Genomic DNA, 25041 nt, shown 5'->3' on the forward strand with positions numbered 1-25041 from the left:
CATCCTCAAGTCCCGCCGTACGGCGCCGCATCCGCCGTCCGTCGCGCCTCCCGCGCCCGACACGCGCCGTTCGGCGCCCGCCCCCGGCCTATGCTCGGCGCATGGAGGCACTGACCGAACGGCTGGCGCACCTCGATTCCCACGTCCACGGCGCGATCCGCGTCGTCGCGTTCTACGACACGCTCATGCGCCGCCGCGTCGACCTCCCGGCCCTCGTCCGCGCCTCGGCCGGGCTCGCGGAGTGCGTGGCGGGGGTCCGGCTGCACGGCACCGGGCGGGCGATCCGCTTCACACCGGAGGGGCAGGAGGCGCCGGAGGGCCGTGAACTCGCCTCCCGCGCGGCGGAGTCGGCCAGTACGAGGCCGGCGGGGGAGCCGTCCAGCACCGCCCCCGTCACCCTCGACGACGAAGAGCTCGGCACGGTCTGGCTGGAGCGCCCCGGTCCCCCCAACTCCCTCGACGAAGTCCTCCTCGACCGCCTCGCCCTCGCCGTCGCGGCCGTCGTCGAGCGCTACGGGCCCGCCCGGACGACCATGGCCGACCCCGCGCTCGTCGAGCTGGTCATCTGCGCCGGCACCGACGACGCGGCCCGCGCGCGGGCGTTACGGCTGCTCGGGTTCGCCCCGGGACAGGCGGTGCGCGCGGTCGCCGTCCGCACCGGGATGCCGTTGGACCGGCTGGGCGGGGTGCTGTGCCCCGGGCGGGTGGTGAAGGCGGCCCGGGTGGGGGAGGTGGGGGCGCTGCTCGTGACGGGGCTGGACGAGGCGCGGACACCGGATGGGGTGCGGGCCGGGATCGGGGGGTGGGGGAGTCCGGAGCGGTCGTGGCGTGAGGCGAGGGTCGCGCTGCGGTTCACGACCGTCCGGCAACCGGTCGTCCGGCACGCCGAGTTGGGGGCGCTGGCGCTGCTCGCGGAGGTGCCGGACGAGGTGCTCCGGGAGAACCCGGACGTCGTCGCCGTCGGCCGGATCGCTTGCGGCGCCGATGAGTTGGCGACCCTCGACGCCTACTGTGCCACCGGTTCGCTGCGTCGCGCCGCCGAGCGCCTGCATCTGCATCACAGCAGCGTGGCGCGGAGACTGGAGCAGATCGGGAAGGCGCTGGACCTCGAACTCACCGAGCCCGAGGGGCTGGTGAGGGCGCGGCTGGCGTTGACGGGGTGGCGGATGCTGGAGGGGGAGGGGCAGGGGGAGAGGGAGGGGTGAGGTGGGCGGCGGGCAGGCTCGGGGAGCGGTGAGGCGGGGCGGGGTGCAGGTCCAAGGAGCGGTCAGGCGGGGGCGCGCAGGTCCGGGGAGCGTTGAACCGGGACGGCCCGGAGCGTTCCGCAGGACTCCCGGCCCCCGTACCCGCGTTCGCCGCACCCGCCGTCGCCGTGCTCGTGTTCGCCGCCCCCGCTCAGCCCACCACCCACCCCACGTCCCGCACCAACGCCCCCCGCCACCCCGCCCGGTCGTGCCCCGCGGCCCCCCGGGACACCCGCACCTCCGCCCCGGCCCCCCGCACCAGCTCCTCCACCAGCGCGCAGTGCGGCAGCATCTCCCGCTCGTGCTCCCCCACGTCGAACGCGACCCGCAGCCCGCCGAGTTCGGCGTCCCGCAGCAGATCCGCCATCGAACCCCCCACGGCACCGCCCAGCGGATCGGCGGACCCGATCGCCTCCGGCGTCCACCAGAACGACCCCGACTGACAGGCGACCCCCGCGATCAGCTCGGGGAACTCCAGGGCCCCGTACAGCGCGCTGAGCCCCCCGAGGCTCTGCCCCGCGACGACGAGCCGGGAGAGGTCGGCCGGCACCCCCGACTCCGCGACGAGCGGCAGGAGTTCGTCCCGGACCGCCTCCCACAGCTCGGGCCGGCAGGTGTACTCGGCCTCGCGGTCCTTGGCCGGGAGGAAGGCCAGCGTGACGGGCGGCAGCTCCCCGGCGGCGACGGCGGAGTCGAACGCGGTCGTCGCGGGGTGGAGGTAGAGCCAGTCGTCGCCGTCGAGGAGCAGGACCAACGGCCCGCCCCCGCCCACCGGATGGAGCCGCACGGTACGCCGCCCCCCGAGCCGCGCGCTGGCCCACCGCACCCGGGCGCTCGGCACCGGCAGCACCGCGTCCGCGCCGACGGCGGGCCAGTGAGGCTGCGCCGGGGCGTCGGGCGTGGCGGCCACCGACCGGTCCCCGCCCGCGCCCGCCGGGTTGAACGGATCGGCGTGGGCGTCCTCGCCGACCATGAACTGATAGGTGACACGCAGCCGTTCGGGCATCGGGACCTCGGCGTACCAGCAGTCCGTCCCGGCCCACCGGGTCAGCGCGACCGGCTCCGACCAGCTCTCGAACACGACGCGTGCCTCGGCGCCGCGCCACAGGAACAGCGTGCGCCACCCGTCGCCGGCGGGGACCGACAGCGGGCCCGGCACGGCCGCCCAGAACGCGTCGGTGCCGACCTCGCCGTGGAGCCCGTACTCGGTGAAGGCGTTGTCGGCCACGGCGGATGTCTCCTTGTGAGAGGGGAGAGGACAGACTAGGCTCAGCCTCGATTAGGCGAGCCTAACCTAATATTCACGTCCGTTTCCAGGAGGCCCGGAACATGAGCACGAACCCGTTCGACGACACCGAAGGCCGCTTCCTGGTCCTGGTGAACGACGAGGGCCAGCACTCGCTGTGGCCGTCCTTCGCGGAGGTCCCCGGCGGCTGGACGGTCGCGTTCGGCGAGGACACCCGGGACGCCTGCCTGGCCTACGTCGAGACCAGCTGGACCGACCTGCGCCCGCGTTCGCTCGCCGGCTGAGACAGGTTTGGTCCATGCCTTAGGTAAGGCTAACCTTGCTCCGCTCGTCGTGGCGGTACGGCACACAGCCGTCCGCGCGGCGCGACAGAGGAAGGACCCGCCTGACCATGGCCACCCCCCACCCGGCCCCGCTCTCGATCTCCCTGGTCCGTCCCGCCCGCCGCCAGGACGCGGTGCGACTGGCGGCGCTGTCCCGCCCGTTCGCGCTGACCGGCGCCCTGCGGGAACGCCCGGCGGAGCTGTACGCCACCCACGCCGCCGAGTTCCTCGTCGTCGAGTCGCTCGCCGGTGAACTCGACGGCTGCGTGGGCCTGAAGGGGTACGGCGCAGAGGGTGCGCCCCAGGACGCGGGCGTGCTCTACAACTTCTGCGTCGCGGAACACCGTCAGGGCACCGGCGTCGGCGCCCGCCTGCTGCGCGCCGCCCTCGACCAGGCCCGACTGCTCTCCCTGACCGCCCTGTTCACCGCGACGGCGGGCAGTGGCGCCCTGTTCCTGCGGCACGGCTTCACCCCGGCCCCCCTCCACACGCGCACCCCGCCCGGCTGGCAGCCGAGGCGGGGCTCACGTGTCCTGGTGCACAACCTCCCCTGAGACGCCCCGGGTTCAGGCGTCCGCGAGGACCGTCGTGCCCCCCTCGTCCGCCAGCAGGCTCCGGACGACCGCGTGCGGCACCCGGCCGTCGATCACCTGGGCCCGCCGCACCCCCGCCTGGACCGCCCGCAGGCAGCCTTCCATCTTCGGGAGCATCCCGCTCGACAACTCCGGCAGCAGCGCCTGGAGTTCACTCGCTGTCAGCCGCGGGACGACCTCCTCGCAGCGCGGCCAGTCGGCGTAGAGGCCGGGGACGTCGGTGAGGACGACCAGCCGCTCGGCGCCGAGGGCCGAGGCGAGGGCGGAGGCCGCGAGGTCGGCGTTGACGTTGTACACCTCGCCGTCGGTGCCGCGCGCGACCGGCGAGACGACCGGGATGCGGTCCTGGTCGAGGAGGGCGCGCACGGTGTCCGGGTTGACGTCGACGACGTCCCCGACCAGCCCGATGTCGACCGGGCGGCCGTCCACCCACGCGGGCCGCCGCACGGCGGTCATCGTGTGGGCGTCCTCGCCGGTCAGACCGACCGCGAAGGGGCCGTGCGCGTTGATGGCGCCGACCAGTTCGCGCTGCACCCGGCCGGTGAGGACCATCCGGACGACCTCCATCGTCTCCGGCGTGGTCACCCGCAGTCCGGCCTCGAACCGGGTCTCCAGGCCGAGCCGGTCCAGCATCGCGCTGATCTGCGGGCCGCCGCCGTGCACGACGACCGGCCGGACCCCGGCCCGCCACAGCGCGACGACGTCCTCGGCGAACGTGCGCCGAAGAGCGTCGTCGACCATGGCGTTGCCGCCGAACTTGACGACGACCACACCGCCTCGCAGCCCCTGCGGCAGGGGTGCGAGAGTTTCCCGGGCAGCGGTCACACTCACGGGAGCCACTCCATTCATGGGCGGGCCCGGCCTCGTGGGCCGGGCCGGACAGGGACGGTCGTACCACTCGGTGGTGACCGGATCGCGAACGCCGGGGGTCAAGCCTCCCGTCGGCCGCGGTGCAGCAGCAGGTCCCGCAGCAGCGCGTCCGTGGTGCGGACGACGCTGGCGCGGGCGCTCCATCTCAGCGCGATGGTGTGTTCCTCGGCGGAGAAGGCGGCGACGGCGTCGGCGACGACGAACGGTTCGAAGCCGTTCATCGCGGCGTCGGCCGCGGTCAGCAGGACGCCCTGGTGGGCGTAGATCCCGCAGACGACGAGCTGGTCGCGCCCGTTCTCGCGCAGCAGGCGGCCCAGATGGCTGCGGAGGAAGGCGTTGGGGCGGGAGTTGCCGAGGAGGTGTTCGCCGGGGCGCGGGGTCAGCGGCTCGACGACCGAGGCGCCCGAGCCACTGGAGCCGCCGGGGTCACCGGAGCCGCCGTCCGCCTGGTCCGCGGGGCCTCCGGTGCCCTCCGTGCTGAACACGACCGGCATGCCGAGCGCCCCGGAGAGTTCGCGCAACGCGGTGATGTTCTCGACGAGTTGGACCACGGGGGAGACGCCCGCCGGGAACGCGGCGAGGAGGCGGTTCTGCATACCGTGCACCAGCAGGGCGGCGCGCGAGGGGTCGAGGGTCCACGCGACGTGGGAACGGGGGAGCTTCGCGCCGTCGGGCATCGGATAGGGGGCGATGCTCGGCTGGCCCATGGGCGTGTACCTCCCCGCGTGACGCAAGCCCCGTTGGGCTTATTAGGTTAGCCTAATCTAACCCTCGAAAGTAATGGTCATCCGGCGTACCGCTCGAATTCACAAGCGGAATGAAGCATGTCGGCATGAATCAGTCCACTCCCGGCGGTCTCCCCAGAAGAACCGTCATCGCCGCGGCCTCCGCCGCCGTCCCGCTCATCGCCGCCGGGCCCGCGCAGGCCGCCGCCGGGTCCCCCTCGGCCGCCACCGGGTCCGCCGGGCCGATCGCCGTGACCTCCCCGAAGGGCGCCGTCACCCTCACTCTCGACGCGACGACCGGCACCCCCGCCTACTCGATCGCCGTCCACGGCACCCTCGTCGTCCCCCCGAGCCCCCTCGGCCTCGCCCTGGACGACGCCGACTTCACCACCGGCCTCACCGTCACCGACCGGGGCCGCACCCGCCGCGCGCACGTCCGGTACGAACTCCTCCAGGGCAAGGTCGCCCGGGTCCGCAAGACGGCCGCCACCCGCACCGTCACCCTCAGGACCGCACAAGGGCTCATCGTCCAGGCCGAGTTGTGGGCCGACGAGGAGGGCGCCGCGTTCCGGCTGCGGTTTCCCGACCGGGGCGCGCGGACCGTGACCCGCGAGACGACCGGCCTCACGCTGACGATCCCGGCGGACGGCGGCGAGCAGTTCACGCAGCCCTACACCCTCAAGTCCCCCAAGTACCAGGAGTGGTACGTCCCGCGCGCCGACCACACCACCCCGGTGCTCGGGAAGGCGACCACCTCGACGGGCGGCGCCTCCTTCCCGCTCCTCGCCCGCACGGAAGCCGCCGACGGCACGGAGTGGTGGGTCCTGGCGAGCGAGTCCGGAGCCGACGGCACCTACCCCGCCTGCCACTTGAGGCAGCCGGTCACCTCGGGCGGCCGGGTCACCTACCCGATCGCCTTCCCCGCCGACGACGAGGCACTCGGCAACCTCGGCCCCGGCACGCCCCGCGTCACCGGCGCCTGGCACACGCCGTGGCGGTTCGTCGCCGTCGCGAAGACCCCGGCACAGCTCGCCGACACGACCCTCGCGACCGACCTCGCCGTCCCCTCGAAGGTCCGTGACACCTCCTGGATCACCCCCGGCGCCGCCTCCTTCAGCTGGCTCACCGCGCACGACAGCCCCACCAGCCTCGAACAGAGCCTGCGCTGGTTCGACCTCGCGAAGGCGATGGGCTGGCCCTACGCGCTCGTCGACGCCAAGTGGGACACGATGACCGACGCGAGCGGGGCGCGCGTCCCGCTGGAGCGGATCGTCGCCGAGGCCGGCAGGCGCGGGCTGAAGCTGTTCCTGTGGTTCAACTCCGGTGGCGAGAACAACGATTCGGCCAGCTCGCCCCGGGACCGGATCGCCGACCGTACGGTCCGTCGGGCCACCTTCCGCTCGCTCGCCGACCTCGGCGTCGCCGGGGTCAAGGCCGACGTCTGGCAGAGCGACAAACAGCAGCTCCTCGCCCGTCAGCGCGAACTCCTCGAAGACGCCGCCGAGTTCCGGCTGCACGTCGTCCTGCACAACACGACCGTCCCGCGCGGCTGGGACCGCACCTACCCGCACCTCCTCGGCGTCGAGGCGGGCATCGCCAGCGAGTACTACGCCAACGCCAAGCCGTACGCCGACCAGATCCCCGAGCAGACCACCATCGCGGCGATCACCCGCAACGCCGTCGGCGCCTTCGACTACGGCACGACCCTCCTGTCGCCGTACGTCGACCCCGCGAACCCGCGCCGCACCACCGCCGCCCACGAACTCGCCCTCACCGTCGTCTACCAGTCCGGGTTCAACGGCTACGCCGACAGCCCCGACACCTACCTCGCCCAACCCGCCGCCGTCCGCGAGCTGTTGAGCACCGTCCCGGTCGCCTGGGACGAGACCCGCCACCTCGCCGCCGACCCCGGCGGCCACCTCGTCGTCGCCCGCCGCAAGGGCCGCACCTGGTACGTGGCCGGCGTCAACGGCCGCACGACCTCCATCGCCCCCGGCCTCGACTCCTCGGCCCCCGCCTACTTCCCCCCGACCGGCGAGGCGCGCGAATTCACCCTCGCCCTCCACGAGTTGGGCCTCACCCGCGCCACAGCCCGCCTCTTCACGGACACCTCCCCGACGGACGGCACACTGAAGCTGACCACCCGCCGAGCCTCCGAGTTCACCATCCCCACAGCCCCGTTCGGCGGATTCCTGCTGGTGATCTGAGACCCCCGATAATCCCGCGCACTCACTCCCACCCCTGAAGTACCGTCCGGACATGGACGATCCGGACGGCTACTTCGGACAGCACGTCGCGGCCACCTACGACGACTCCACGGACGACGAGTTCACCGAGACCGTCATCGACGCGACCGTCGACTTCCTCACCGCCCAGGCGGCCGGCGGCCCCGCCCTCGAACTCGCCGTGGGCACAGGCCGCATCGCCCTCCCACTGGCCCGCCGGGGCGTCCCCGTCCACGGCATCGACATGTCCCGCGCGATGACCGACCGCCTGCGCGCCAAACCCGGCGGCGACCAAATCCCCGTCACCCTCGGCGACTTCGCGACGACCCGCGTCGAGGGCGACTTCACCCTCGTCTACCTCCTCTACAACACCGTCATGAACCTCACCACGCAGGACGCCCAGGTCGCCTGCTTCGAGAACGCGGCCCGCCACCTCACCCCGGGCGGCAGGTTCGTCGTAGAGGTTCTGGTCCCGCAGCTGCGCCGCCTCCCCGCCGGACAGCACGTCGTCCCGTACCACGCCGGACCCACCCGGTGGTCGTACGACGTCTACGACACCGCGACCCAGGCGACCACCTCGCACCACGTCCACGTCGCCGACGGACGCGGCGAGCACCACTCCGTGCCCTTCCGCTACGTCTGGCCCTCCGAACTCGACCTGATGGCCCGGATCGCCGGACTGCGGCCGGCCGGACGCTGGGCGGGCTGGGCCGGTGAACCGTTCACCGGGGAGAGCGAACGGCACGTCTCCGTGTGGGAGAGGCCGGTGGGCTGAGCGCGGTCCCCTCCGGGTCTTGTCTCAGCACGAGGGGACCGCGTGACCTCCCAGACAGGAAGGTGCGACGCCGAGAACAGGCGTGCCTCCTCATGGTGGACGATCCGGGGCCGCGAGCCCGCCGAAGTCCCCGAAAGTGTTCATCACGCCCCGTTTCCCCCACGCGGCACACCCCGATGCGGTACAAGCGAGCGCGCGCTCATTTGTTCCGGCCGGCCCCGCCCACGTTGAGCGGCGGGCGGCCGACGCACCATGCTGGCGGGCGACTCCTTCGCGGCGCCTCAGCACCGCCGCGCGGGGGCCTTCCAGACCCGAGGCAGCCAGGAAGGTCCGATGACCAGCAAGCAGGTGACGTCATGACGTTATCCCCGACGTCCCCGACCCCCGAGGAGCCCGCCGCCCGCCCCGCCCGACGGCGCGGACGGCCCCCGGAGGGCATCGAACCGCGGATCGGACCCACCCACCGCGCGTGGCTGGAACCCGTCCGCACCCGCCTGTTCGCCAGCGGCCTCACCCTCGACGAACTCGTCGGCCGCTCCGGCTACTCCAAGACCCGCATCTCCGAACTCCTGCGCGGCAAGGGCTACTACCCCGGCTGGGCGATCACCTACAGCGTCGTCCGCGCCCTCGACATCCCCGTCAGACCCGTGCACCGCCTGTGGACGTCCGCCGCCCACGAGGCCCACAAGAGCGCCGGCTGGATCGAGATCCGCGTCGACGACGCCCGGCCCCCCGCCGCCGAACTCCCCCCGGTCGCCCACCGCGGCTTCACCGAGGCCATGCTCGCCCCCTACACCGCGTACGCGCACGCCTTCCTCCAGTCCGACCGCCGGGCCCGCGCCGCCGTCCGCGAGGTCTTCGACATCCTCTGGCTCACCTGGGACGAGGCGGTCGCCGCCCCCGACACCCGCCGCCACGCCTGGCACCTGCTGCGCGACCGCGTCCTGCACCGCGCCCAGCGCAGGCCCGACGGCCGCCCCGACCTGCGCGCCGCCGCGTTCGCCACCGAGGCCCAGTCCCGCATCCCCGACCTCGGCGAACGCTTCGCCCACATCGAGCGGTTCACTCGCTTCTTCGACGCCGTCGCCGCACTCCCCGAGGACCAGCGGGACGTCGTCGTCCTGCGCTACCTCTGCGGCCTCGACCCGGACGCCGTCCCCGGTGTCCTCGGCCTGTCCCCGGCCATCACCCACACCCTGGACCACCACGCCCGAGGGGCGCTGGAGGGCCGGGGCCCCCACCCCGACGAACCGGGAGCGACCACCCCGTGACGACCGCCCTCGACGACCTGCTCGTCCAGTCCCTGCTGCTGCGCGCCCCCCGCGTCCCGAGCGACGTCGTGCCCTACGAGGAGGAGTACGACGCCGAGGTCCGCGCCGCCGAGTCGCCCGGCGACCGGCGGGCCGCCCGCGCCCTGGACACCCTGTGCGAGGCCGCCCTCCTGCACTGCACCCTCGACCGGCTCACCGACTTCGTCACCGACCAGCTCCCCGAACCGCCGGTCGCCTGGACCCTCGGCTGCGCCCTGCACCTCGCCGGCCTGGAGAGCGGCGCCCGCTTCTGGTGGCAGTACGCGGCCGGCGCCGGCGATCCGGCCGCCGCCCACAGCCTCCACCTGCACCACCTCGCCCACGGCGACCCGCACGCCGCCGCGTTCTGGCGGGCCCAGGCGTGCGACGACGAAGGCGGTGACCTGCCGGCCGCCGACACCGACACGGCCACCGTCCTGCGCGTGCTGAGCAGCCTCACCGAACAGGCGCCGCCCCGCCCGCACACCCCGGTCGCCGTCGCCGTCATCGACTTCGTCCGGCGGGCCGTCGCCATCGGCTACGACCGCCACCCCGGCTTCGAGATCCCGCTGCCGGGCCCGGACTTCGCGGTCCACCTGGAGATCATCGCCGCCGCGACCTCCGCGCCCCGCCGCCCGGTGAACCGCCGCCGCCCGCTGCCCAACCGGCCCACGGCCGGGACCCGTCCGACGGCCCACCCGACCCTGGAGCGCCTCGTCGTCGAGGTGACCTCCGAGGACGGCGCCAGCGCGTTCAAGGCGCTCAAGGAGGTCGTCGCGGGCTGCTGGCCCGGCCGCTTCCGGGTGAAGACGGACGAGTCGGGCACCAACCCCCGCTACTACCTGGTCCGTTAGGAGATCCCCACCGTCATCCGCTACAGTGGATCTTGAGCCGGTCACCCCAACTCGGGGCCCCGGACGATGCGTTGGTGGTCCAAGGAAAGACGCCCCGCTTCCTGCGGGGAAATGCAGGTGCAAGGCTTGCCCAGCGCTCGACGAAGAAGGCCCGCCCCTCACCCGGGGCGGGCCTTCTTCATGACTTCCCGGCAGCGTCTAACCTCGCAGCACGATCTGCGTCTGCGTGGACTGCCCCACCAACTACGACGATGAGGGTGCCGCCGATCGTGCAGCTCTCCGGGGACCAGGCCAGGCTGCCCACCGCCTGCTCGGGTGTCGCCTCGTGCAGCTCCACGCCGATCCGCCGGGCGAACGGCATGGCCGCGAGGAGGTCGTCGAGGGGGAGGGGCATGAGGTTCCGCCTTTCGGGGCTCCCGGGAGCCGGGTCGTGGAGGGGGCGGGCGGGTCAGTCTCCCAGTCCGCCCGCGACCCCGGTCAAGATCTGTTCAGGACGTTCCGGAGCCACCTGAACCCCCCTCACCCCAGCGGCACGCTCAGTTCGATCGCCCGGACCGCCGCCGCCCGTGCCTGTTCGTCGCCCACGTCGAGGGCCGTGTCCGTGAGTTTGATGACGTGTTCGTCGCCGTGGGCCAGTGCCTGTTCCACGAGTTCCTCGTCGGTGAGTGTGGTCGGGGCGCAGGGGAGGCCCTCGGTGGGGGAGTACATCGCCGTCACCGCGGCCGACGCGGTCCAGGCGGCGTGCAGGCTCGGTGCCCAGAGGGCGCGGGGGAGTGCCGGGAGGGTGCGCAGGACCGCGTTGGGTGCGGTGGCCGCGTGGACGAGCATTGTCTCCTCGCCGTGGCCGTGGGTGGCGTAGCGGTGGGTGGCCGCGCGGACCAGTTCGGTGAGGCGCAGACGTGCCTCGTCGGGGTCGGTGACGGCCGCGGCCCAGACGGGGAGCGCCTCGACGCGGGCGAGCAGCACCGGGAAGCCGCCGCTCTGGTCGGCGAGGGGCCGTACGGCGTCCAGGGCCGCCGCCGCGCCGCCGGCTCCGGTGAGCGGCGTGAGGGCGGGCAGCGTGTGATGCCGGGCGGCCCAGTAGCCGAGGCCGTGCGCCAGTTCCGTCAGCCGTGGCCCCGTCTCCTCGCCGGACAGGAGGGTGCGCACGGCGTGCCCGACCCGGATCACGGGGTGCGTGGAACCCCCGTACAGACCCGGCAGCAGCCGGGGCCACCACTGCGCGAGGACGTCGCGCCAGGGCCGTACCGCCAGCTCCCGGCCGAAGTGGCCGATCCAGTCGGCGGCCCGGCGCGGATCGCCCAGCGCCTCCCGCCAGTTCTCCGCCGTCACCGGGGCGACGGCCGACGGGAACTCCTCCAGCCGGGGCGCGTACCGGTCGAGCCAGCGGTGCACGGACCCCGCCCGCCCGTGCGCGGCGAGCGCCTCCACCGCCATCGGCGCGTGGTTCGTGAGCCGCCCCAGCCGCTCCGGCCCCGAGACGTGCAGCCGCTCCAGCGCCTCGTCGAGAATCCCGCTCGTGTCGTCCATGCCCAGGACGCTAGGCGGAGCGTGACGGCGGCGTAACCGTCGGAAGCCGTAGGACCGGCCCGGCCGGCCTCGTCCGCGGGACGTAGGCCGGCCGGGACCCGCGCGCTCCGTGAGCGTGATCCGCCCCGACGGCGGCCCCACGACCACCCGCCGCCCCTCCCGCACGTCCCACGCCCGGACGACGTCCTCCCGCCGCGTACTACGCGATGCGCGTCGGCCGTCCTACGCTGCTCCCCTACCGTCCGCCCGGCGACGCCTCCCTCGAACCGGCTCGCCGAGGAGGCCGCCCGCACGCACCATGCGGCGCTCCCGTCCCCCCTCACCGCACCCGCCCCCTGCCCAGACCGAAGCCCTGAGGTGACCCCCATGCCCGAGACCCCCGTCCCCACCGCCGACCTCGTCGACGAGTACGGCCCCGAACTGCGCGTCTGCGAGGTCCAGTTCCGCGACTTCGGCGCCGTGCCCGCCTTCACCGGCCCCATCCGCACCGTCCTGTGCCACGAGGACAACGGCATCCTCCGCGAACTCGTCCGCACCCCCGGCGAGGGCCACGTCCTGGTGGTCGACGGCGGCGCCTCCCTGGGCACCGCCCTCGTGGGCGACCTCCTCGCCGCCGCGGCTGTGGAGAACGGCTGGGCCGGCCTGGTCCTCCACGGCGCCGTCCGCGACGCCCGCGCCCTCGCCCAACTCCCCCTGGGCATCAAGGCACTCGGCACCACCCCGCGCAAGAGCAACCGCACGGCCGAGGGCGCCCTGGACACCCCCCTCGCCTTCGGCGGCATCGTCTTCCACCCGGGCGACATCCTCCACGCCGACGAGGACGGCGTCGTCCTGCTCCCGAAGTCACGCTGAGCGCCTCGTCCAGTCCAACGCCCGCCGCACCACGTACGGCAGGATTCCGCCGTGCCGCAGATACGCCAGCTCCTGCCGGGAGAACACCCGCAGGCGAAGGGGGACTTGGGCGTCGGGGAGGCGGAGGGTGATCCGGTTCGTGCCGACGGTGAGGGTGTCCAGGCCCTCGAAGGTGAGCTCCGAGGCGGCGGTGAAGGGGTGGGCCGCGGCGGTGTCGCCCTCGTCGAACTCGAAGGGGAGGACGCCCATGCCGATGAGGTTGGAGCGGTGGATGCGTTCGTAGGACTCGGCTATCACCGCTCGGACCCCCATGAGGGCCTGGGCCTTCGCCGCCCAGTCGCGGCTGGAACCGGCGCCGTAGTCGCGGCCCGCGAGGACGACGAGGGGGCGGCCGGCGTGGGTCGAGGCCGCTTCGTGGACCGGGAGGAGCGTCTCGCCGTCGGCGGAGAGGGCCTGGTCGGTCGGGGTGTCGAGGAGGAGGTTGCGGACGGCGGCGTTGGTGAAGGCGCCGCGGAGCATGACCTCGTGGTTGGAGCGGCGGGTGGAATACTGGTTCAAGTCGCGCAGGGGGACGCCGCGTTCGGTGAGCCAGGCGCCCGCGGGGCTGGTCGGGGGGATGGCGCCGGCCGGGGAGATGTGGTCGGTGGTGACGTTGTCGCCGAGGTGGAGGAGGAGGCGGGCGCGGATGATCTCCAGACCGGCAGGGGGAGTCGGGGAGAGGTTCGTGAGGTGGGGCGGGCGGCGGATGTAGGTCGACGCCGGGTCCCACGGGAAGCGGGTGCCCTCCGGCGCCTCGATCTCACGCCAGGCCGGGGTACCGCGCCGGATGCCCTCCGCGTTGGCGCGGAACATCTCCGGGCGCACGAACTTGCCTACGGCGGCGGCGACTTCGTCGTCCGAGGGCCACAGGTCGCGCAGGTGCACCGGGCGGCCGTCCGGTGCGGTGCCCAGCGGATCGTTCTCGAAGTCGTGCAGGACCGACCCCGCGAGCGCGTACGCGACGACCAGCGGCGGCGAGGCCAGGTAGGAGAGGGAGACGCGCGGGTTGACGCGCCCGGCGAAGTTGCGGTTGCCCGAGAGGACGGCGACGGGCTCGACGGCGCCCTCCTCCGCGAGCCGCTCCATGTCCGGGTGCAGGGGACCGGAGTTGCCGATGCACGTCATGCAGCCGAACCCGACGATGTGGAACCCGGTCCTCTCCAGCGAGGGCAGCAGCCCCGACGCCCGCAGGTACTCCTCGACGACCCGTGACCCGGGGGAGAGGGACGTCTTCACCCACGGTTTCGCCGTCAGCCCCGCCGCGACCGCCCGCTCGGCCAGCAGCGCCGCCTGCACGACGAGCGCCGGGTTGGCGGTGTTGGTGCAACTCGTGATCGCGGCGACGGCGACCGGCGCGTCCGGCAGCCCCGCCCGCGTCGTACGGCGCCCCCGCGCCCGCCGGAACGACTCCGGGACCCCGGAGAGCGGCAGCCGCTGGTGGGGGAGGTTCGGCCCGGCGACGCTCGGCTCGACCGAGTCCAGGTCGAGGTCCAGGAGTTCGTCGTACCGGGGCACGGGGCGGTCGTCCGTGCGCTTCAGGCCCTGCGCCGTGAGATACGCGTCGACCAGCCGGACGTGGTCCTCCGTACGCCCGGTCAGCCGCAGATAGGCGGCCGTCTCGTCGTCGTACGGGAAGTACACGCACGTCGCCCCGTACTCCGGAGCCATGTTGGAGACGGCGGCGCGCTCCGCCCAGCCGAGGGCGGTGACGCCGGGGCCGCAGAACTCGACGAACTTGTTCACCACGCCGTGCGCGCGCAGGAGTTCGGTGAGGGTGAGGGCGAGATCGGTGGCGCCGACACCGGGGCGCAGCCGGCCGGTCAGGCGGACGCCGACGACCTCCGGGTAGGGGATGGTGACCGGCTCGCCCAGCATCGCGGCCTGCCCATCGAGGCCGCCGACGCCCCAGCCGACCACACCGAGCGCGTTGATCATCGGGGTGTGGCTGTCGGTCGCGACCAGGACGTCCGGATGCAGCCACGGCGGCCCGTCCCCGTCCTCCGTCACCCACACGACGCGGGCCAGCGCCTCCATGTTGACCTGGTGGATGATGCCGGTCCCGGGCGGTACGACCCGGAAGCCCGCGACACTGCGCTCGGCCCACTTCACCATCGCGTACCGCTCGCCGTTGCGCCGGAAGTCGATCAGCAGATTGCGCTCGACGGCGTCGGGACGGCCGTACTCCTCGACGATGACCGAGTGGTCCACGGTCAGGTCGACCGGGATCGACGGCTGCAACCGGCCCGGGTCCCCGCCGAGTTCGGCGAGGCTGTCGCGCATCGCGGCGAAGTCGGCGAGGGCGGGCAGGCACGTCGTGTCGTGCAGCATGATCCGGTTCGGATGGACCGGCACCTCGCAGGCGCCGCCGCCCGCGCGGGCCCGGGCCAGGACGTCGGCCAGGGACTCGGGGGCACGGCGCGCCACGTTCTCCAGCAACACCCTCACCGAGTAGGGGAGTTCGTCCAGCTCTCCGGGGGAGAGGAGGGCGTCGAGCGGCTGTGTGCGGTAGGCGGAGAGATCCATGGCCCAGTATTGTATCTAGATGCTCAATAAAACAATGCCTCCCCTTCTCCGGGCCGGGGAAAGGGAGGCGGCTCACCCGGTCAGGGCCGCTTGTACTCCAGACACTTCAGCGGCGCGGCGTTCCCGTCGTCCAGGCAGACCAGCACGCTCCCCGCGCCGCCCCGTACGTCGGCCGGGACGGTCGTGGTGATCTCCCGCACCCCGTCGCACAGCGTGCCCGTGCTGCGCGCGTCGAGGAGCGCGCCGGAACCGTCGAGCGTGCCGAACCAGGCCCGGCGGCAGTCGGCCGGGGACACCGAACGGTAGGTGCCCTTGAACGAGACCGAGCGGTTGGCGAAGGTCAGATCGCCCCGGACGTAGGTCGCGCCGTAGCTGACGTCGACATGGGTGGGCGCGGCGGTGGCCGGGGTCGTGAACGTGGCGGAGAGGGCGAGGGCGGCCAGGGCGATGACGGAGTGACGCAGCGGAACCATGGTGGAGAACCCCTTGGGTCGACGGCCGGAAGGTGTGGACCAGTGCGCCCCACCCTGTCGGCCGGCTCGCCTCCGCCGCGACCGCTATGCCAGGGGATGCCCCCAAATCGGTAGCGCCCGTACGTCAGTTCCCGATGCCCGTCTTGATCTCCCGCACCCGGTCCAGATGCCGCGCCAGGAACTCCGACGCCGCCCACCGGTCACCGCCCTCGACCAGGTCCAGCAGCCGCAGATGCTCCCGCGCCTGCCCGGCGAGCCGCGAGCGGTCGACCTGGTGGCGGTACTCGATCAGCCGCCGCAGCCGGTTCTGCCGGCGCACCGCGTCCAGCAGGAACGGGTTCCCGGAACACCCCGTCAGCATCTCGTGGAACGACGCGTTGACCTGGAACAGCTCGGCGCGCGGCAGCAGCAGGATGTCCCCCCGCAGCAGCGCCTCCTGCTGCCGCCGGTGCACCGCGAACGCCTCCGCGTCCACCGTGAACCCCGGCTCCAGCAGCGCCGCCGGCTCCACGATCATCCGGAACCGGTAACTCTGGTCGTGCGCGCCGACCGTCGCCATCACCTGCTGGAACTCCCAGCCCCGCCCACCCGGCCTGCGGCGTACGAGGTCCTCGGCGGCCATCCTGGACAGCACCCGCTCCGCCTGGCGCGGCGTGAGGCGGTAGCGGCGGGCGACGTCCGCGGAGCTGAACGGGTTCTCCAGACGGCCGCCGACCTGGTCGTCCGCCAGCTCGAAGTACGCCGCCTCCTCCGCGTCGTCGCTCTCCGCGCCCTCCGCCGGGCCCGGCCGGGTCAGGTCGCGGGCGTCGCGGGCGAGGAAGAAGCCCCGGTTCGGGACGCGTTCCAGGATGCCGATCTCGGCCAGGAAGTGCATCGCCTTGCGGACCGGCGTCCGCGAGACCTCCAGCTCGTCCGCCGCCCACTGCTCGGTGACGTGCGCACCCCGCACGAGGCTCGCCCCGCGCATCAGGTCCACGAGGCGGGTGGCGATCGAGGTGGTGAGATCGGTACGCGACATCGCTCCTGCGCTTCGGGTCGGACGGGGCGGGGGTTCCATCCTAGGGAGGGGCGGGTGGGGGGAGTGGGGGTTCGGGCGGGGGTGGGCCGGTGGAGAGTGGTGGGCCGGGCCGGGAGGGTGGCAGGGCGTGGCGATCCGGGCCGGGGCGGGCCTGGAGAGCGGTGGTCCCGGCAGGGCGCGTGGCGGAGCGGGCGGAGGGGAGCGGTGGTCCGGGTGGTGCGTGGCCTTCGAGGGTTCTTCAGGAGTCGCGCCCCACCAGCAGCACGCACACCGGCGACCCCGTCCGCGCCACCACCCCCGTCGACCACAGCCGCCCGCTCGCCGTGTCGACGTCGTACGCGACGACCGTGTGACTGCGCTCGTTCGCCGCGTACAGCCGTCGCCCGCCCGCGCCCAGGCAGAAGAAGCGTGGCCGGACGCCCTCCGTCGACACCCACTCCACCGGCGTCAGCGTCCCGTCCCTCGGCGACACCCGGAACACCCCGATGGTGTCCGGCTCGGGCCCGCCCGGGCTCCCGTCCCCGGCGCCGCTCCGGTTCGACACGTACACGTACCGGCCGTCCGCACTCACCTCGATCTCCGCGCCCCGGCTCTCCCCGACCATGGACGCCTCGGTGCTCGACACGATCTGAAGCGCCGTCAACTCCCCGTCGCTCACCCGGTAGACGGTCACCGTCGACCTCAACTCGTCGACCCCGTACGCGTACGGCAGCCGGGGATGGAACGCGACATGCCGAGGCCCCGCGAACTCCCTTGTCCGCACAGCCGACTTGATCCCCAACGCCCCGGACTCCGCGTCCAGCGTGACCGTGACCATCTGGTCGAGTCCCTTGTCCGGCACGACGACATGCCGCCCGTCGGGCGTGAACGGGACGTGGTGCGGCTTGCACCCGGTCTGCTCGGTACGGTGCGGCCCCGGCGCCCCCGGAAACGTCAACCGCCCCACCACCGGCCCGAGTCGCCCGTCCTCCAGGATCGGGAGCGTGGTGACGCCGCCCGCCGAATGGTTGGCGACCACCAGCCAGCGGTTCGACGGATCGGCGGCCAGATGGACGGGGTTGCGTCCCCCGGTCTCCTGGCGCCCGAGGAAGGTCAGACGACCGGACGGCTCGATCCGAAAGGCGCTGACGTACGTGAAGTCCCCGTGCACCGCGTACAGAAACCGCTCTGTACGGTCGGTCGCGAGGAACGTCGGGTTCTCCGACCCGACCGTCTGCACCGGCACCCACCGCGCCCCGACCTCATACACCTCGATCCCCTTCCCCCGCCCCTCCCGCTCGGCGGTCGTCCGCGAACCGACATACGCGAACGTCCTCCCCCTTGGCTGGGCAGCGCCCGCCTCCGAACTCTGCGCGGCCACCGCGGCAGCGAGAGGAAGAGTGACCACGGCTCGGCGGGAGAGGGGCGAGGAAACGGGCGAGTTCATGGGCGGGTCCCGTCCTGGAGGCTGATCCGGCGACGAGATTGTATCTAGGTGCGTGATGATGCAAAAGGCTCTGTGTGTGGGTGGGGTCCGGTGGAGCCTGCGGGTGTCAGAGGTGGCTCTTATGATCGGACGCATGTTCGAGTGTGTGGAGTCTCGGGTCCACCGCCGCGGGCGCCCCCGAGGAGCGGCTCCGGGAGAAGGGCATCCGTCCGGCCGCCAACCTGGTCGCGCGCCTCGCCGCCCTCGACCCCACCCCGCTCCATCTCTCCCGCGCCCCCGCCACCCGCGTCGTCGGCACCTGTCGGCACTTCGCGGTCCTCGCCTGCGCCTTCCTCCGTGCCGGAGGGGTTCCCGCGCGGGTGAGATGCGGGTTCGGGACGTATTTCCGGGCGGGGCACGGCCTCGATCACTGGATCACCGAGTACCACGACGGCGACCGCTGGGTCCGCGTCGACACCGAGCATCTCGGCAAGGGCTACGTGGACCACCCCGAGGACCTCGCCCCCGGCGAGTTCCTGACCGGCGGGGAGGCGTGGGCGCTGTATCGGCAGGGCCGGATCGACGCCGGGAAGTACGGCGTCGCCGGAACCGACTTCGCCTGGGGGCCCGCCGAGATCAGCGGGAACGCCGTGCGCGATCTGGCCGCGCTTTGTAAGCGGGAGATGCTGCCGTGGGACGAGTGGGGGCGGATGACCGAGGCGTACGAGGGGCGGACGGGGGAGCGGTACGACCGTCTGCTGGACGAGGTCGCGCGGGTCTGCGCGGAGGGTGGGCCCGCCGAGGTCGGGGAGCTGTTCGGGAGGGAGGAGTTGAGGGTGCCGGGGCGTCTGCTGGGGGAGTGAGGGGCGGGCGACGGCGAGGGCTCCGGGCGCACCCCGAGGAGCCCTGACCCGGCCTCCGGCTCCGACCGCCCGCCCGCATCCGCGCCCTCTGCCCCGACCGCTCCAGCCTGCCGCCACGCCCTCCCCCCCGCCGTCACCTCAAGGCCGCCCCCTCCGAGCCACCCCGCCCAGCCACCCCAGGCTCGGCTTCGGGGTGCGTTCGAAGGTTTCGCGGTCCACGGCGATCAGGCCGAACGTCGGCTCCCAGTGGCCCCACTCGTAGTTGTCGAGGGCGGACCAGTGGAGGTACCCCCGGACGTCGATGCCGTCGTCCGCGGCGGCGAACAACCCCTCAAGTGCCCCTTGGGTGTAGGCGATCCGCCGGGTGTCGTCGGTCGTCGCGATCCCGTTCTCGGTCACGAGGACCGGGACCCCGCCGGTGACGTCCCAGGTGTGGCGGACGGCCAGGCCGAGGGAGTCGGGCCGGTACGCCGTGCCGACGAGTGTGTTGTCGGGGTGCGGGGGGTGCGGCTCGATGCCGTCGGCGCCGACCCACTGGCTGGAGTACGACTGGACGCCCACGAAGTCGTCGCCGCGCGCCGCCTCCAGGTAGAGGTTCTCCCAGATGTGTTCGAGCTCGTGGAGCCTGTCCTCGGCGCCGGGCCGGGCGGTGAAGGCGCGGTTGGCGACCGACCAGCCGACGGCGGCACCCGTGCGGGCCCGCACGATCTCGCGGACCTGGTGGTGGGCCTTGACGAGGGCGGAGCCGATCTCGGGGTCCGGCGCGGGCAGCGTCGGACGCGGGTCGTTGTCGACCGTCGGACTCTGCCAGGCGCCCTCGGGCCGCTCCTTCATCATCCGCTCGATGGTCAGCATCATCGCGAGCATGTTCGGCTCGTTCATGGTCACGACGTACGGCACCCCGTCGAGAATGCCGGAGACCGTCTCGGTGTACGCGGCGAACCGGTCCACCGCGGACTTGCCGAGCCAGCCTCCCTCCTCCGCGAACCAGCGCGGGTTGGTGAAGTGATGGAGCGTGATCACCGGGGTGAGCCCGAGTCCCAGCGCGGTGTCGATCATCCGCCGGTAGTGGGCGAGTTCGGCCCGCGAGAAGTGGCCGGGCACGGGCTCGACGCGCGCCCACTCGATGCCGAAGCGGTAGGCGTTGAGCCCGGCGTCCGCGAGTAGGCGCATGTCCTCCTCGTAGCGGTGGTAGCTGTCGACGGCGTCACCGCTGCGCTCCATACCGGGCAGCTGCCCTTCGCGCGCCCACCAGTCGCTGTTGACGTTGTTTCCCTCGATCTGGTGCGGGGCCGTCGAGGCGCCCCAGAGGAAGGCCGGCTTGTCGTGCATGGGCGGTCCTTGAGGTCGTGAGGTGACACGGCGCGGACGTTAACCACCGTGGATACTTTTCGAGGGGATTAAACTCCGCCGCGCCGTCACGGGGCAAGACCTCGTACGGTTCGAAGAGGGGTGAGGGCGGGTGGCGTCAGTCCGCCACCCGCAGATGCGGGAACAGTTCCCGCGCCTGAGCCGGTTCGAGCGTCACGAACACGGCCTCCGCGTCGACCAGCGGAGTCCGCGGATCGGCGGCCGTACTGATCGTCCCGGCCACGAAGACCTTCCGGCCGTCCGTGCCGGTCACCCCGGCGTGAATCCGCAACGGCGTCTCCAGCGGCACCGGTCGGTGGTACCGGGTGTGCAGACCGGTCGTCATCCCCGGCCGGCCCGCCGCGACGCACGCGTGCCCCATCAGCTCGTCCAGCAGCATCGCGCTGAACCCGCCGTGCCCGTAACCGGGCGGCCCCTCGTGCGCGGCCCCGAGCGAGCAGATCCCCACGACGCCGTCGGCCTCCCGGGTCACCCGCACGGGCGGGGCGAGCGGGCTGCCCTCGCCGATGACAGGGCTGAACATCCTTGTCCCGCCCGGGAATTCGTCCACCTCCGGGATCTCCGTGAGGCCCCGGCGGGGGCCGGAGTCGGTGAGCCGGGCGGCGAGGTCGCGAACGGCCTTCGCGAGGTCGTCCAGGGTCTCCGGTGGGGCGGTCGTGCGGACGGCGGCGTCGACGAGGGCGCGCAGTTCCGCACCGAGGCCGGTGGCGGCGGCGCGTCGGCGGGTGAGACCGCCGTGTGGGGGAGGCGTGTTGATGTTCATGGGCGTGGGGGAGTCTCCTCGAAGCCGTGCGGACGGGACGGCCGTCCGCACGGTTCATAACAGTCGTTATAGGCGGGATCACGCTAGACTATGACGGCCGTTATAGCCAGGGGTGTCCAGAAGGGGGTACGGCCGTGGCCGCATCGAACACACCGTCGCGCGACCGCATCGTCGCCGGCGCCGCCGACCTGATCAGCAGGCGCGGACTGAACGCGACGAGCATCCGTGAGCTGGCCAAACACGCGAAGGCGCCGCTCGGCTCGACGTACCACTACTTCCCCGAGGGCAAGCAGCAGCTCGCCACCGAGGCGGTGCGCCACGCGAGTACGACGGTCTCCCGCATCCTCCGCGAGGAGCTCGACGCCGGTCCGGTCGCGGGTCTGCGCGCGTTCCTCGCGCTGTGGCGCGGCGTCGTCCTCAGGAGCGACTACCGCGCCGGCTGCCCCGTCCTCGCCGTCTCCGTCGAGGAGCCCCTCACGGACGACGGCCTTCCCCCGTCCCTCCTCGCGGCGGCCGAGGCGTTCGACGACTGGCAGCGCCTCCTCGCCGACTCCCTCCGCGACCGGGGCGTCGACCCCGACCGCGCGGAAGGCGTCGCCGCACTGATCATCGCCTCCACGGAGGGCGCGATCGCGATGTGCCGCGCGAAACGGGACATGACGCCGCTGGATCTGGTGGCGCAGCAGTTGGAGGGGGTGCTTGAAGGGGTTGTGGGGGAGTGAGGGGGTGCCGGGGGTGAAGGTGGGGGCGCGAATGTGAGGGGTGGCGGCGGGAGGGGGCGGTGAGGATTGGGGGTGCGAGGCGAGGGTGTGGCTGCGTGCGGTGAGGGGTGGCGACGTCAGGTGGGGGGCGTGAGGTGGGGGGCCGCTGGTCAGGCGGTGATTGCCTGTCCGCCCCGAGACCGCCGGCTCGGCCCGGTCCCCTTGCTCGCCCTGAAATCCCCCGCCCGTCGGCAGCTCCGCCCCCCGCCCAGCCGCTCAGTGCCCCTGCCCAGTGCCGCCGCCCGGCGCCCCTGCCCAGTGCCGCCGCCCAGCGCCCCCGCCCGGCGCCGACGCCCCGCCCCCGCCGCGCCGCCCCCACTCAGCCCGCGACCGCCGCCCGAATCGCCTCCGCCTTCTCCTCCGTGAACACCCCCGTCGCCAACAGCGACAGGATCGACGTCACGCCGCCGCCGGAACCCCAGCTCCCCTCCTCGACGACACGGAAGTTGACCCACCAGGCGGGCGAGGGCGCGTCCAGCCCGCACGCCTTCGCGAGCGCCGCGAGCAGCCGCTCGATGACTTCCGCGCGGACCTCGCGGGGCCAGTCCCCCTCCATCACGGCCACGTCGAGAAGCATCACGTCCACGCCGGGTCCGGCATCCGCGAGCAGCCGCCCACCAATGGCCATCCGGTCGGCCGGGTGCTCCACGAAGCGCACCTGGAAACCGGGCCGCGCGGCAGGCTGGAACTGCCCGACCTCCGGGACGAGAACCGCGTCCGTGAGGGTCTCGGAGAGGACCCGGCGCTGGTCGAGACTCAGGCGCCCCTCGGGAGTGTTGACGGTGATGACGGTCATGGCTCGCCTCCTATAACGATCGTTATAGCGGACTGTAGCGCAGGGCTATGGCGAGTGTCATAACCAGGAAATGCTCACGCCGTACGCGCGGCCTCCACCGCCGCAGGCCCCCGGCAGGCGCCGCCGATGCCCCCGCAGACCGGCTCGACCGCTTCTGCCCCCGCGACCCCCCGCCGCGCAGAACGCCCCCGCAGGCCCGCCATGCCGCCTCTACTCCCGCAATCCCGCCCGCCGCCTACGCCCCCATGGAGCCCCCTGCCGCCTCGGGCCCCGCAGGGCCCCGTCTCCGAGGAGCCTCCAGTCGGCCTCGCCGCGTGAAACGCCCCCGCAGGCCCCCCGCTCCCTACGTCTCCGCAGGCCCGCCCGACCGCCCCTGCCCCCGCAGACCCGCCCGCCGCCTACGCCCCCGCAGACCCCCCTGCCGCCTCTGCCCCCGCAGAACCCCCCGCCCCCGCAGACCCCCCCGTCGGCCCCGCCGCCCGAAACGCCCCCGTCAGCCGCCCCAGCACCTCCCGATGCTGCTCCACCGACAGTGCGGGAACCGGCAGCGGGTGGGCCGCCTCCGTGCGCAGCCCGTCGAGGGCGAGGGCGAGGCCGCGTCGCCACACGTCCGGTGCCGTACCCCGGGAGGCGCGGGCGAGGAGGGCGTTGGAGCCGAGGAGGAACAGCAGGTCCTCGCGGGTGAAGTCGGGCCGCAGCGACCCCGCATCCTGCGCCCGGACGATCACCTGGACCGCCACGTCCTGGGTCCGCGCGCAGACGGCCATCAGCCGGGCGGCCCCCGGGAAGCCCCCGTTCATCACGTCACCGACGGCCGGTTCGACCGCCTGCAACTCGCAGACCTGCTCCATGTAGAAGACGAACCCGGCCCAGGGGTCCTCGTGGGCCAGCGCCCGGTCGGCGATCTCCTGGAGCCTGTCGCCCGCGAGGTCCACGGCCACCTCGTCGATGAGCGCCTCGCGCGTGCCGAACAGGTTGTACAGCGTGCCGTGGCTCACCCCCGCGCGCCGGGCGATCTCCTTGAGCGGCGCGTGCAGCCCCTGCTCCCGGAAGAGCTCGGCCGCCGCGGCCCGCAGCTTGTCCGCGTTGCGTCGTGCGTCGGCGCGCATCCGGTGTTCCTCCTGGTCCGCTCATGTCGGACTCCATGGTCGCATCTGACGGAAAAGTTAACTTGACCTATGGGTCAATTTGGATGCTAGAGTCACGAAGATAAGTTGACCATAGGGTCAACCTCATCGTTGAGGACAGAGCAGAGATGACCGAGACCGCAGAGACGACCGACGACACCGTGGAGACGGAGCCGCAGCAGCCGGTGCTGCTCAAGCCCCTGGGCTCGGAAGACGCCCCCACCTGCGAGGACGGAGTGTGCCACCTGTGAGCACGATGCGGATCGACATCTGGTCGGACGTCGTCTGTCCCTGGTGCTACATCGGCAAGCGCCGCATGGAGACGGCGCTGAGCCGCTTCGAGCACGCCGACGACGTGGAAGTCCACTGGCACAGCTTCCAGCTGGACCCCTCGCACCCCAAGGGGCGCCGGACGCCGTCGTTCGAGGTCCTCAGCCGCAAGACCGGGGCGCCGCCCGCGCAGATCCGGGCGATGACCGGTCAGGTCACCGAACTCGCCGCCGCCGAGGGGCTGGCGTACGACCTGGAGGGCGCGGTCTCCGTCAACACCGTCGACGCGCACCGCGTCGGGCACCTCGCCGCCGAGCGGGGGCTCGGGGACGCGATGCACGAACGGCTCCTGCGCGCGCACCTCTGCGAGGGCGAACTCGTCGACGACGCCGACACGCTGGCCCGGCTGGGCGCCGAGGTCGGACTGCCCGAGGAGGACACCCGCAAGGTGCTCGCGGGCGGCGCCTACCAGGACGCCGTCGCCCAGGACATCGCCGACGCCCGCCGCTACGGCGCCACCGGCGTGCCCTTCTTCGTCATCAACCGCGCGTACGGGATCTCCGGCGCGCAGTCCTCGGACACCTTCCTCTCCGCCCTGCGCACCGCCCACGCGGACCTCGCCCGCAAGTGACCCCGTCGGGTCCTGCACCCTGGATAGTTTCAGGTGCCCTTCGGGTGCCGCCCTCCGCAGACTGGTCCCGCGTCCGAACCTCCGGACGCGGGACCGGCCACGGAGAACACGGGGAGCAGCCATGAGGACCGTACGACGCGTCGCCGCCCTGCTGAGCACGACCACCCTCGCGGCGACGGGCCTCACCGCGCTGACGGCCGCGCCCGCCGCCGCCGCGACCTGCTCGGCGTCGAAGACGACCAACGTCGTCGGCGCCCGGTTCTCCTACGCCGTCTGCAAGGACGGCACGCTCCTGGCCGTCGAGGGGAAGCTGACCGACACCCGGGAGGACGGCTGCGTCGCCCGGGTCGTCATCGGCTTCGTCAAGCCCGGCCGGGTCCTCAACCTGGTGTACGAGACCGGGGGCACGAGGAACATCGAGGTCGGCGAATGGGATGCCACCAGTGTCAAGGTCACGGTGAGCATCCGCTGCTGA

General features: G+C 73.2%; 25 protein-coding genes. 13 read left to right on the plus strand and 12 right to left on the minus strand.

Annotated features, from left to right (window positions below):
* The first annotated feature begins 101 nt into the window (after window positions 1-101).
* On the plus strand, window positions 102-1205 hold the full coding sequence (locus ABZX85_RS14525) for a helix-turn-helix domain-containing protein (protein ID WP_355866920.1): 1104 nt from the start codon (window positions 102-104) through the stop codon (window positions 1203-1205).
* A 190-nt stretch (window positions 1206-1395) separates the two neighbouring features.
* Here the strand turns inward: ABZX85_RS14525 and ABZX85_RS14530 are convergent, their stop codons facing one another.
* Window positions 1396-2472 carry an alpha/beta hydrolase-fold protein gene (locus tag ABZX85_RS14530; RefSeq protein WP_355866923.1) on the minus strand — a complete coding sequence of 359 codons (1077 nt, stop codon included), beginning with the start codon at window positions 2470-2472 and terminating at the stop codon, window positions 1396-1398.
* Between the two features lie 101 nt (window positions 2473-2573).
* Here ABZX85_RS14530 and ABZX85_RS14535 point away from each other — a divergent pair, with 101 nt between their 5' ends.
* Both ABZX85_RS14535 and ABZX85_RS14540 read left to right on the plus strand, forming a co-directional pair.
* Entirely contained in the window at window positions 2574-2774 is a 201-nt protein-coding gene (locus tag ABZX85_RS14535) for an MbtH family protein (RefSeq protein WP_355866926.1), read from the plus strand.
* Between the two features lie 107 nt (window positions 2775-2881).
* Window positions 2882-3367 (plus strand): GNAT family N-acetyltransferase, encoded by a 486-nt coding sequence (locus ABZX85_RS14540; protein WP_355866929.1) that lies wholly within the window; start codon window positions 2882-2884, stop codon window positions 3365-3367.
* Between the two features lie 12 nt (window positions 3368-3379).
* On the opposite strand, the gene argB is transcribed toward ABZX85_RS14540, so the two are convergent.
* Entirely contained in the window at window positions 3380-4231 is an 852-nt protein-coding gene (gene argB / locus ABZX85_RS14545; protein ID WP_355867906.1) for an acetylglutamate kinase, read from the minus strand.
* A gap of 104 nt (window positions 4232-4335) precedes the next feature.
* Window positions 4336-4983, minus strand: coding sequence for an isochorismatase family protein (locus ABZX85_RS14550; protein ID WP_355866932.1), 648 nt, complete (start codon window positions 4981-4983; stop codon window positions 4336-4338).
* Between the two features lie 125 nt (window positions 4984-5108).
* Here ABZX85_RS14550 and ABZX85_RS14555 point away from each other — a divergent pair, with 125 nt between their 5' ends.
* The 4 genes from ABZX85_RS14555 to ABZX85_RS14570 all read left to right on the plus strand — a co-directional run bounded on the left by ABZX85_RS14555 (window position 5109) and on the right by ABZX85_RS14570 (window position 10144).
* Window positions 5109-7208 carry a glycoside hydrolase family 97 catalytic domain-containing protein gene (locus ABZX85_RS14555; RefSeq protein WP_355866935.1) on the plus strand — a complete coding sequence of 700 codons (2100 nt, stop codon included), beginning with the start codon at window positions 5109-5111 and terminating at the stop codon, window positions 7206-7208.
* 52 nt (window positions 7209-7260) lie between these two features.
* Window positions 7261-8001: a class I SAM-dependent methyltransferase gene (locus ABZX85_RS14560; protein WP_355866938.1), complete on the plus strand. Its 741-nt coding sequence runs from the start codon at window positions 7261-7263 to the stop codon at window positions 7999-8001.
* Between the two features lie 356 nt (window positions 8002-8357).
* The gene (locus ABZX85_RS14565; RefSeq protein WP_355866941.1) at window positions 8358-9272 is read left to right on the plus strand and encodes an XRE family transcriptional regulator; all 915 of its coding nucleotides are present in this window, start codon (window positions 8358-8360) and stop codon (window positions 9270-9272) included.
* Window positions 9269-10144 carry a hypothetical protein gene (locus ABZX85_RS14570; RefSeq protein WP_355866944.1) on the plus strand — a complete coding sequence of 292 codons (876 nt, stop codon included), beginning with the start codon at window positions 9269-9271 and terminating at the stop codon, window positions 10142-10144. Before ABZX85_RS14565 ends, ABZX85_RS14570 begins: the two co-directional genes overlap by 4 nt.
* Window positions 10145-10663: 519 nt before the next feature.
* Here ABZX85_RS14570 and ABZX85_RS14575 read toward each other — a convergent pair.
* Entirely contained in the window at window positions 10664-11674 is a 1011-nt protein-coding gene (locus ABZX85_RS14575; RefSeq protein WP_355866947.1) for a questin oxidase family protein, read from the minus strand.
* Between the two features lie 366 nt (window positions 11675-12040).
* Here ABZX85_RS14575 and rraA point away from each other — a divergent pair, with 366 nt between their 5' ends.
* Window positions 12041-12526: a ribonuclease E activity regulator RraA gene (gene rraA, locus ABZX85_RS14580; RefSeq protein ID WP_355866950.1), complete on the plus strand. Its 486-nt coding sequence runs from the start codon at window positions 12041-12043 to the stop codon at window positions 12524-12526.
* Here the strand turns inward: rraA and acnA are convergent.
* The 4 genes from acnA to ABZX85_RS14600 all read right to left on the minus strand — a co-directional run bounded on the left by acnA (window position 12518) and on the right by ABZX85_RS14600 (window position 18005).
* Entirely contained in the window at window positions 12518-15088 is a 2571-nt protein-coding gene (acnA, locus tag ABZX85_RS14585) for an aconitate hydratase AcnA (RefSeq protein WP_355866953.1), read from the minus strand. The genes rraA and acnA overlap by 9 nt on opposite strands.
* Before the next feature lie 80 nt (window positions 15089-15168).
* Window positions 15169-15561 (minus strand): hypothetical protein, encoded by a 393-nt coding sequence (locus ABZX85_RS14590; RefSeq protein ID WP_355866956.1) that lies wholly within the window; start codon window positions 15559-15561, stop codon window positions 15169-15171.
* Window positions 15562-15685: 124 nt separating this feature from the next.
* Window positions 15686-16579: a GntR family transcriptional regulator gene (locus ABZX85_RS14595; protein ID WP_355866959.1), complete on the minus strand. Its 894-nt coding sequence runs from the start codon at window positions 16577-16579 to the stop codon at window positions 15686-15688.
* A 238-nt stretch (window positions 16580-16817) separates the two neighbouring features.
* Window positions 16818-18005: a lactonase family protein gene (locus tag ABZX85_RS14600; protein ID WP_355866962.1), complete on the minus strand. Its 1188-nt coding sequence runs from the start codon at window positions 18003-18005 to the stop codon at window positions 16818-16820.
* 143 nt (window positions 18006-18148) lie between these two features.
* Between ABZX85_RS14600 and ABZX85_RS14605 the strand changes: the two genes are divergently transcribed.
* Entirely contained in the window at window positions 18149-18847 is a 699-nt protein-coding gene (locus tag ABZX85_RS14605) for a transglutaminase-like domain-containing protein (protein WP_355866965.1), read from the plus strand.
* Window positions 18848-18985: 138 nt separating this feature from the next.
* Here ABZX85_RS14605 and ABZX85_RS14610 read toward each other — a convergent pair whose 3' ends face one another.
* On the minus strand, window positions 18986-20179 hold the full coding sequence (locus ABZX85_RS14610; protein ID WP_355866968.1) for a family 1 glycosylhydrolase: 1194 nt from the start codon (window positions 20177-20179) through the stop codon (window positions 18986-18988).
* A gap of 136 nt (window positions 20180-20315) precedes the next feature.
* Window positions 20316-20981: a PaaI family thioesterase gene (locus tag ABZX85_RS14615; RefSeq protein WP_355866971.1), complete on the minus strand. Its 666-nt coding sequence runs from the start codon at window positions 20979-20981 to the stop codon at window positions 20316-20318.
* Between the two features lie 134 nt (window positions 20982-21115).
* Here ABZX85_RS14615 and ABZX85_RS14620 point away from each other — a divergent pair, with 134 nt between their 5' ends.
* The gene (locus ABZX85_RS14620; RefSeq protein WP_355866973.1) at window positions 21116-21703 is read left to right on the plus strand and encodes a TetR family transcriptional regulator; all 588 of its coding nucleotides are present in this window, start codon (window positions 21116-21118) and stop codon (window positions 21701-21703) included.
* A 358-nt stretch (window positions 21704-22061) separates the two neighbouring features.
* On the opposite strand, the gene ABZX85_RS14625 is transcribed toward ABZX85_RS14620, so the two are convergent.
* Both ABZX85_RS14625 and ABZX85_RS14630 read right to left on the minus strand, forming a co-directional pair.
* Window positions 22062-22538, minus strand: coding sequence for a tautomerase enzyme (locus ABZX85_RS14625; protein WP_355866976.1), 477 nt, complete (start codon window positions 22536-22538; stop codon window positions 22062-22064).
* A 398-nt stretch (window positions 22539-22936) separates the two neighbouring features.
* Complete coding sequence (locus tag ABZX85_RS14630; RefSeq protein WP_355866979.1) at window positions 22937-23647, minus strand: helix-turn-helix domain-containing protein; 711 nt, start codon at window positions 23645-23647, stop codon at window positions 22937-22939.
* Window positions 23648-23793: 146 nt separating this feature from the next.
* Here ABZX85_RS14630 and ABZX85_RS14635 point away from each other — a divergent pair, with 146 nt between their 5' ends.
* From ABZX85_RS14635 to ABZX85_RS14645, 3 genes are all read left to right on the plus strand, one after another.
* Window positions 23794-23916 carry a hypothetical protein gene (locus tag ABZX85_RS14635; RefSeq protein WP_355866982.1) on the plus strand — a complete coding sequence of 41 codons (123 nt, stop codon included), beginning with the start codon at window positions 23794-23796 and terminating at the stop codon, window positions 23914-23916.
* A 5-nt stretch (window positions 23917-23921) separates the two neighbouring features.
* On the plus strand, window positions 23922-24566 hold the full coding sequence (locus ABZX85_RS14640) for a DsbA family oxidoreductase (protein ID WP_355867909.1): 645 nt from the start codon (window positions 23922-23924) through the stop codon (window positions 24564-24566).
* A gap of 121 nt (window positions 24567-24687) precedes the next feature.
* Complete coding sequence (locus ABZX85_RS14645) at window positions 24688-25041, plus strand: hypothetical protein (protein ID WP_355866985.1); 354 nt, start codon at window positions 24688-24690, stop codon at window positions 25039-25041.

The organism is Streptomyces sp. NPDC004539, from assembly GCF_040610055.1.
Lineage (GTDB): Bacteria > Actinomycetota > Actinomycetes > Streptomycetales > Streptomycetaceae > Streptomyces.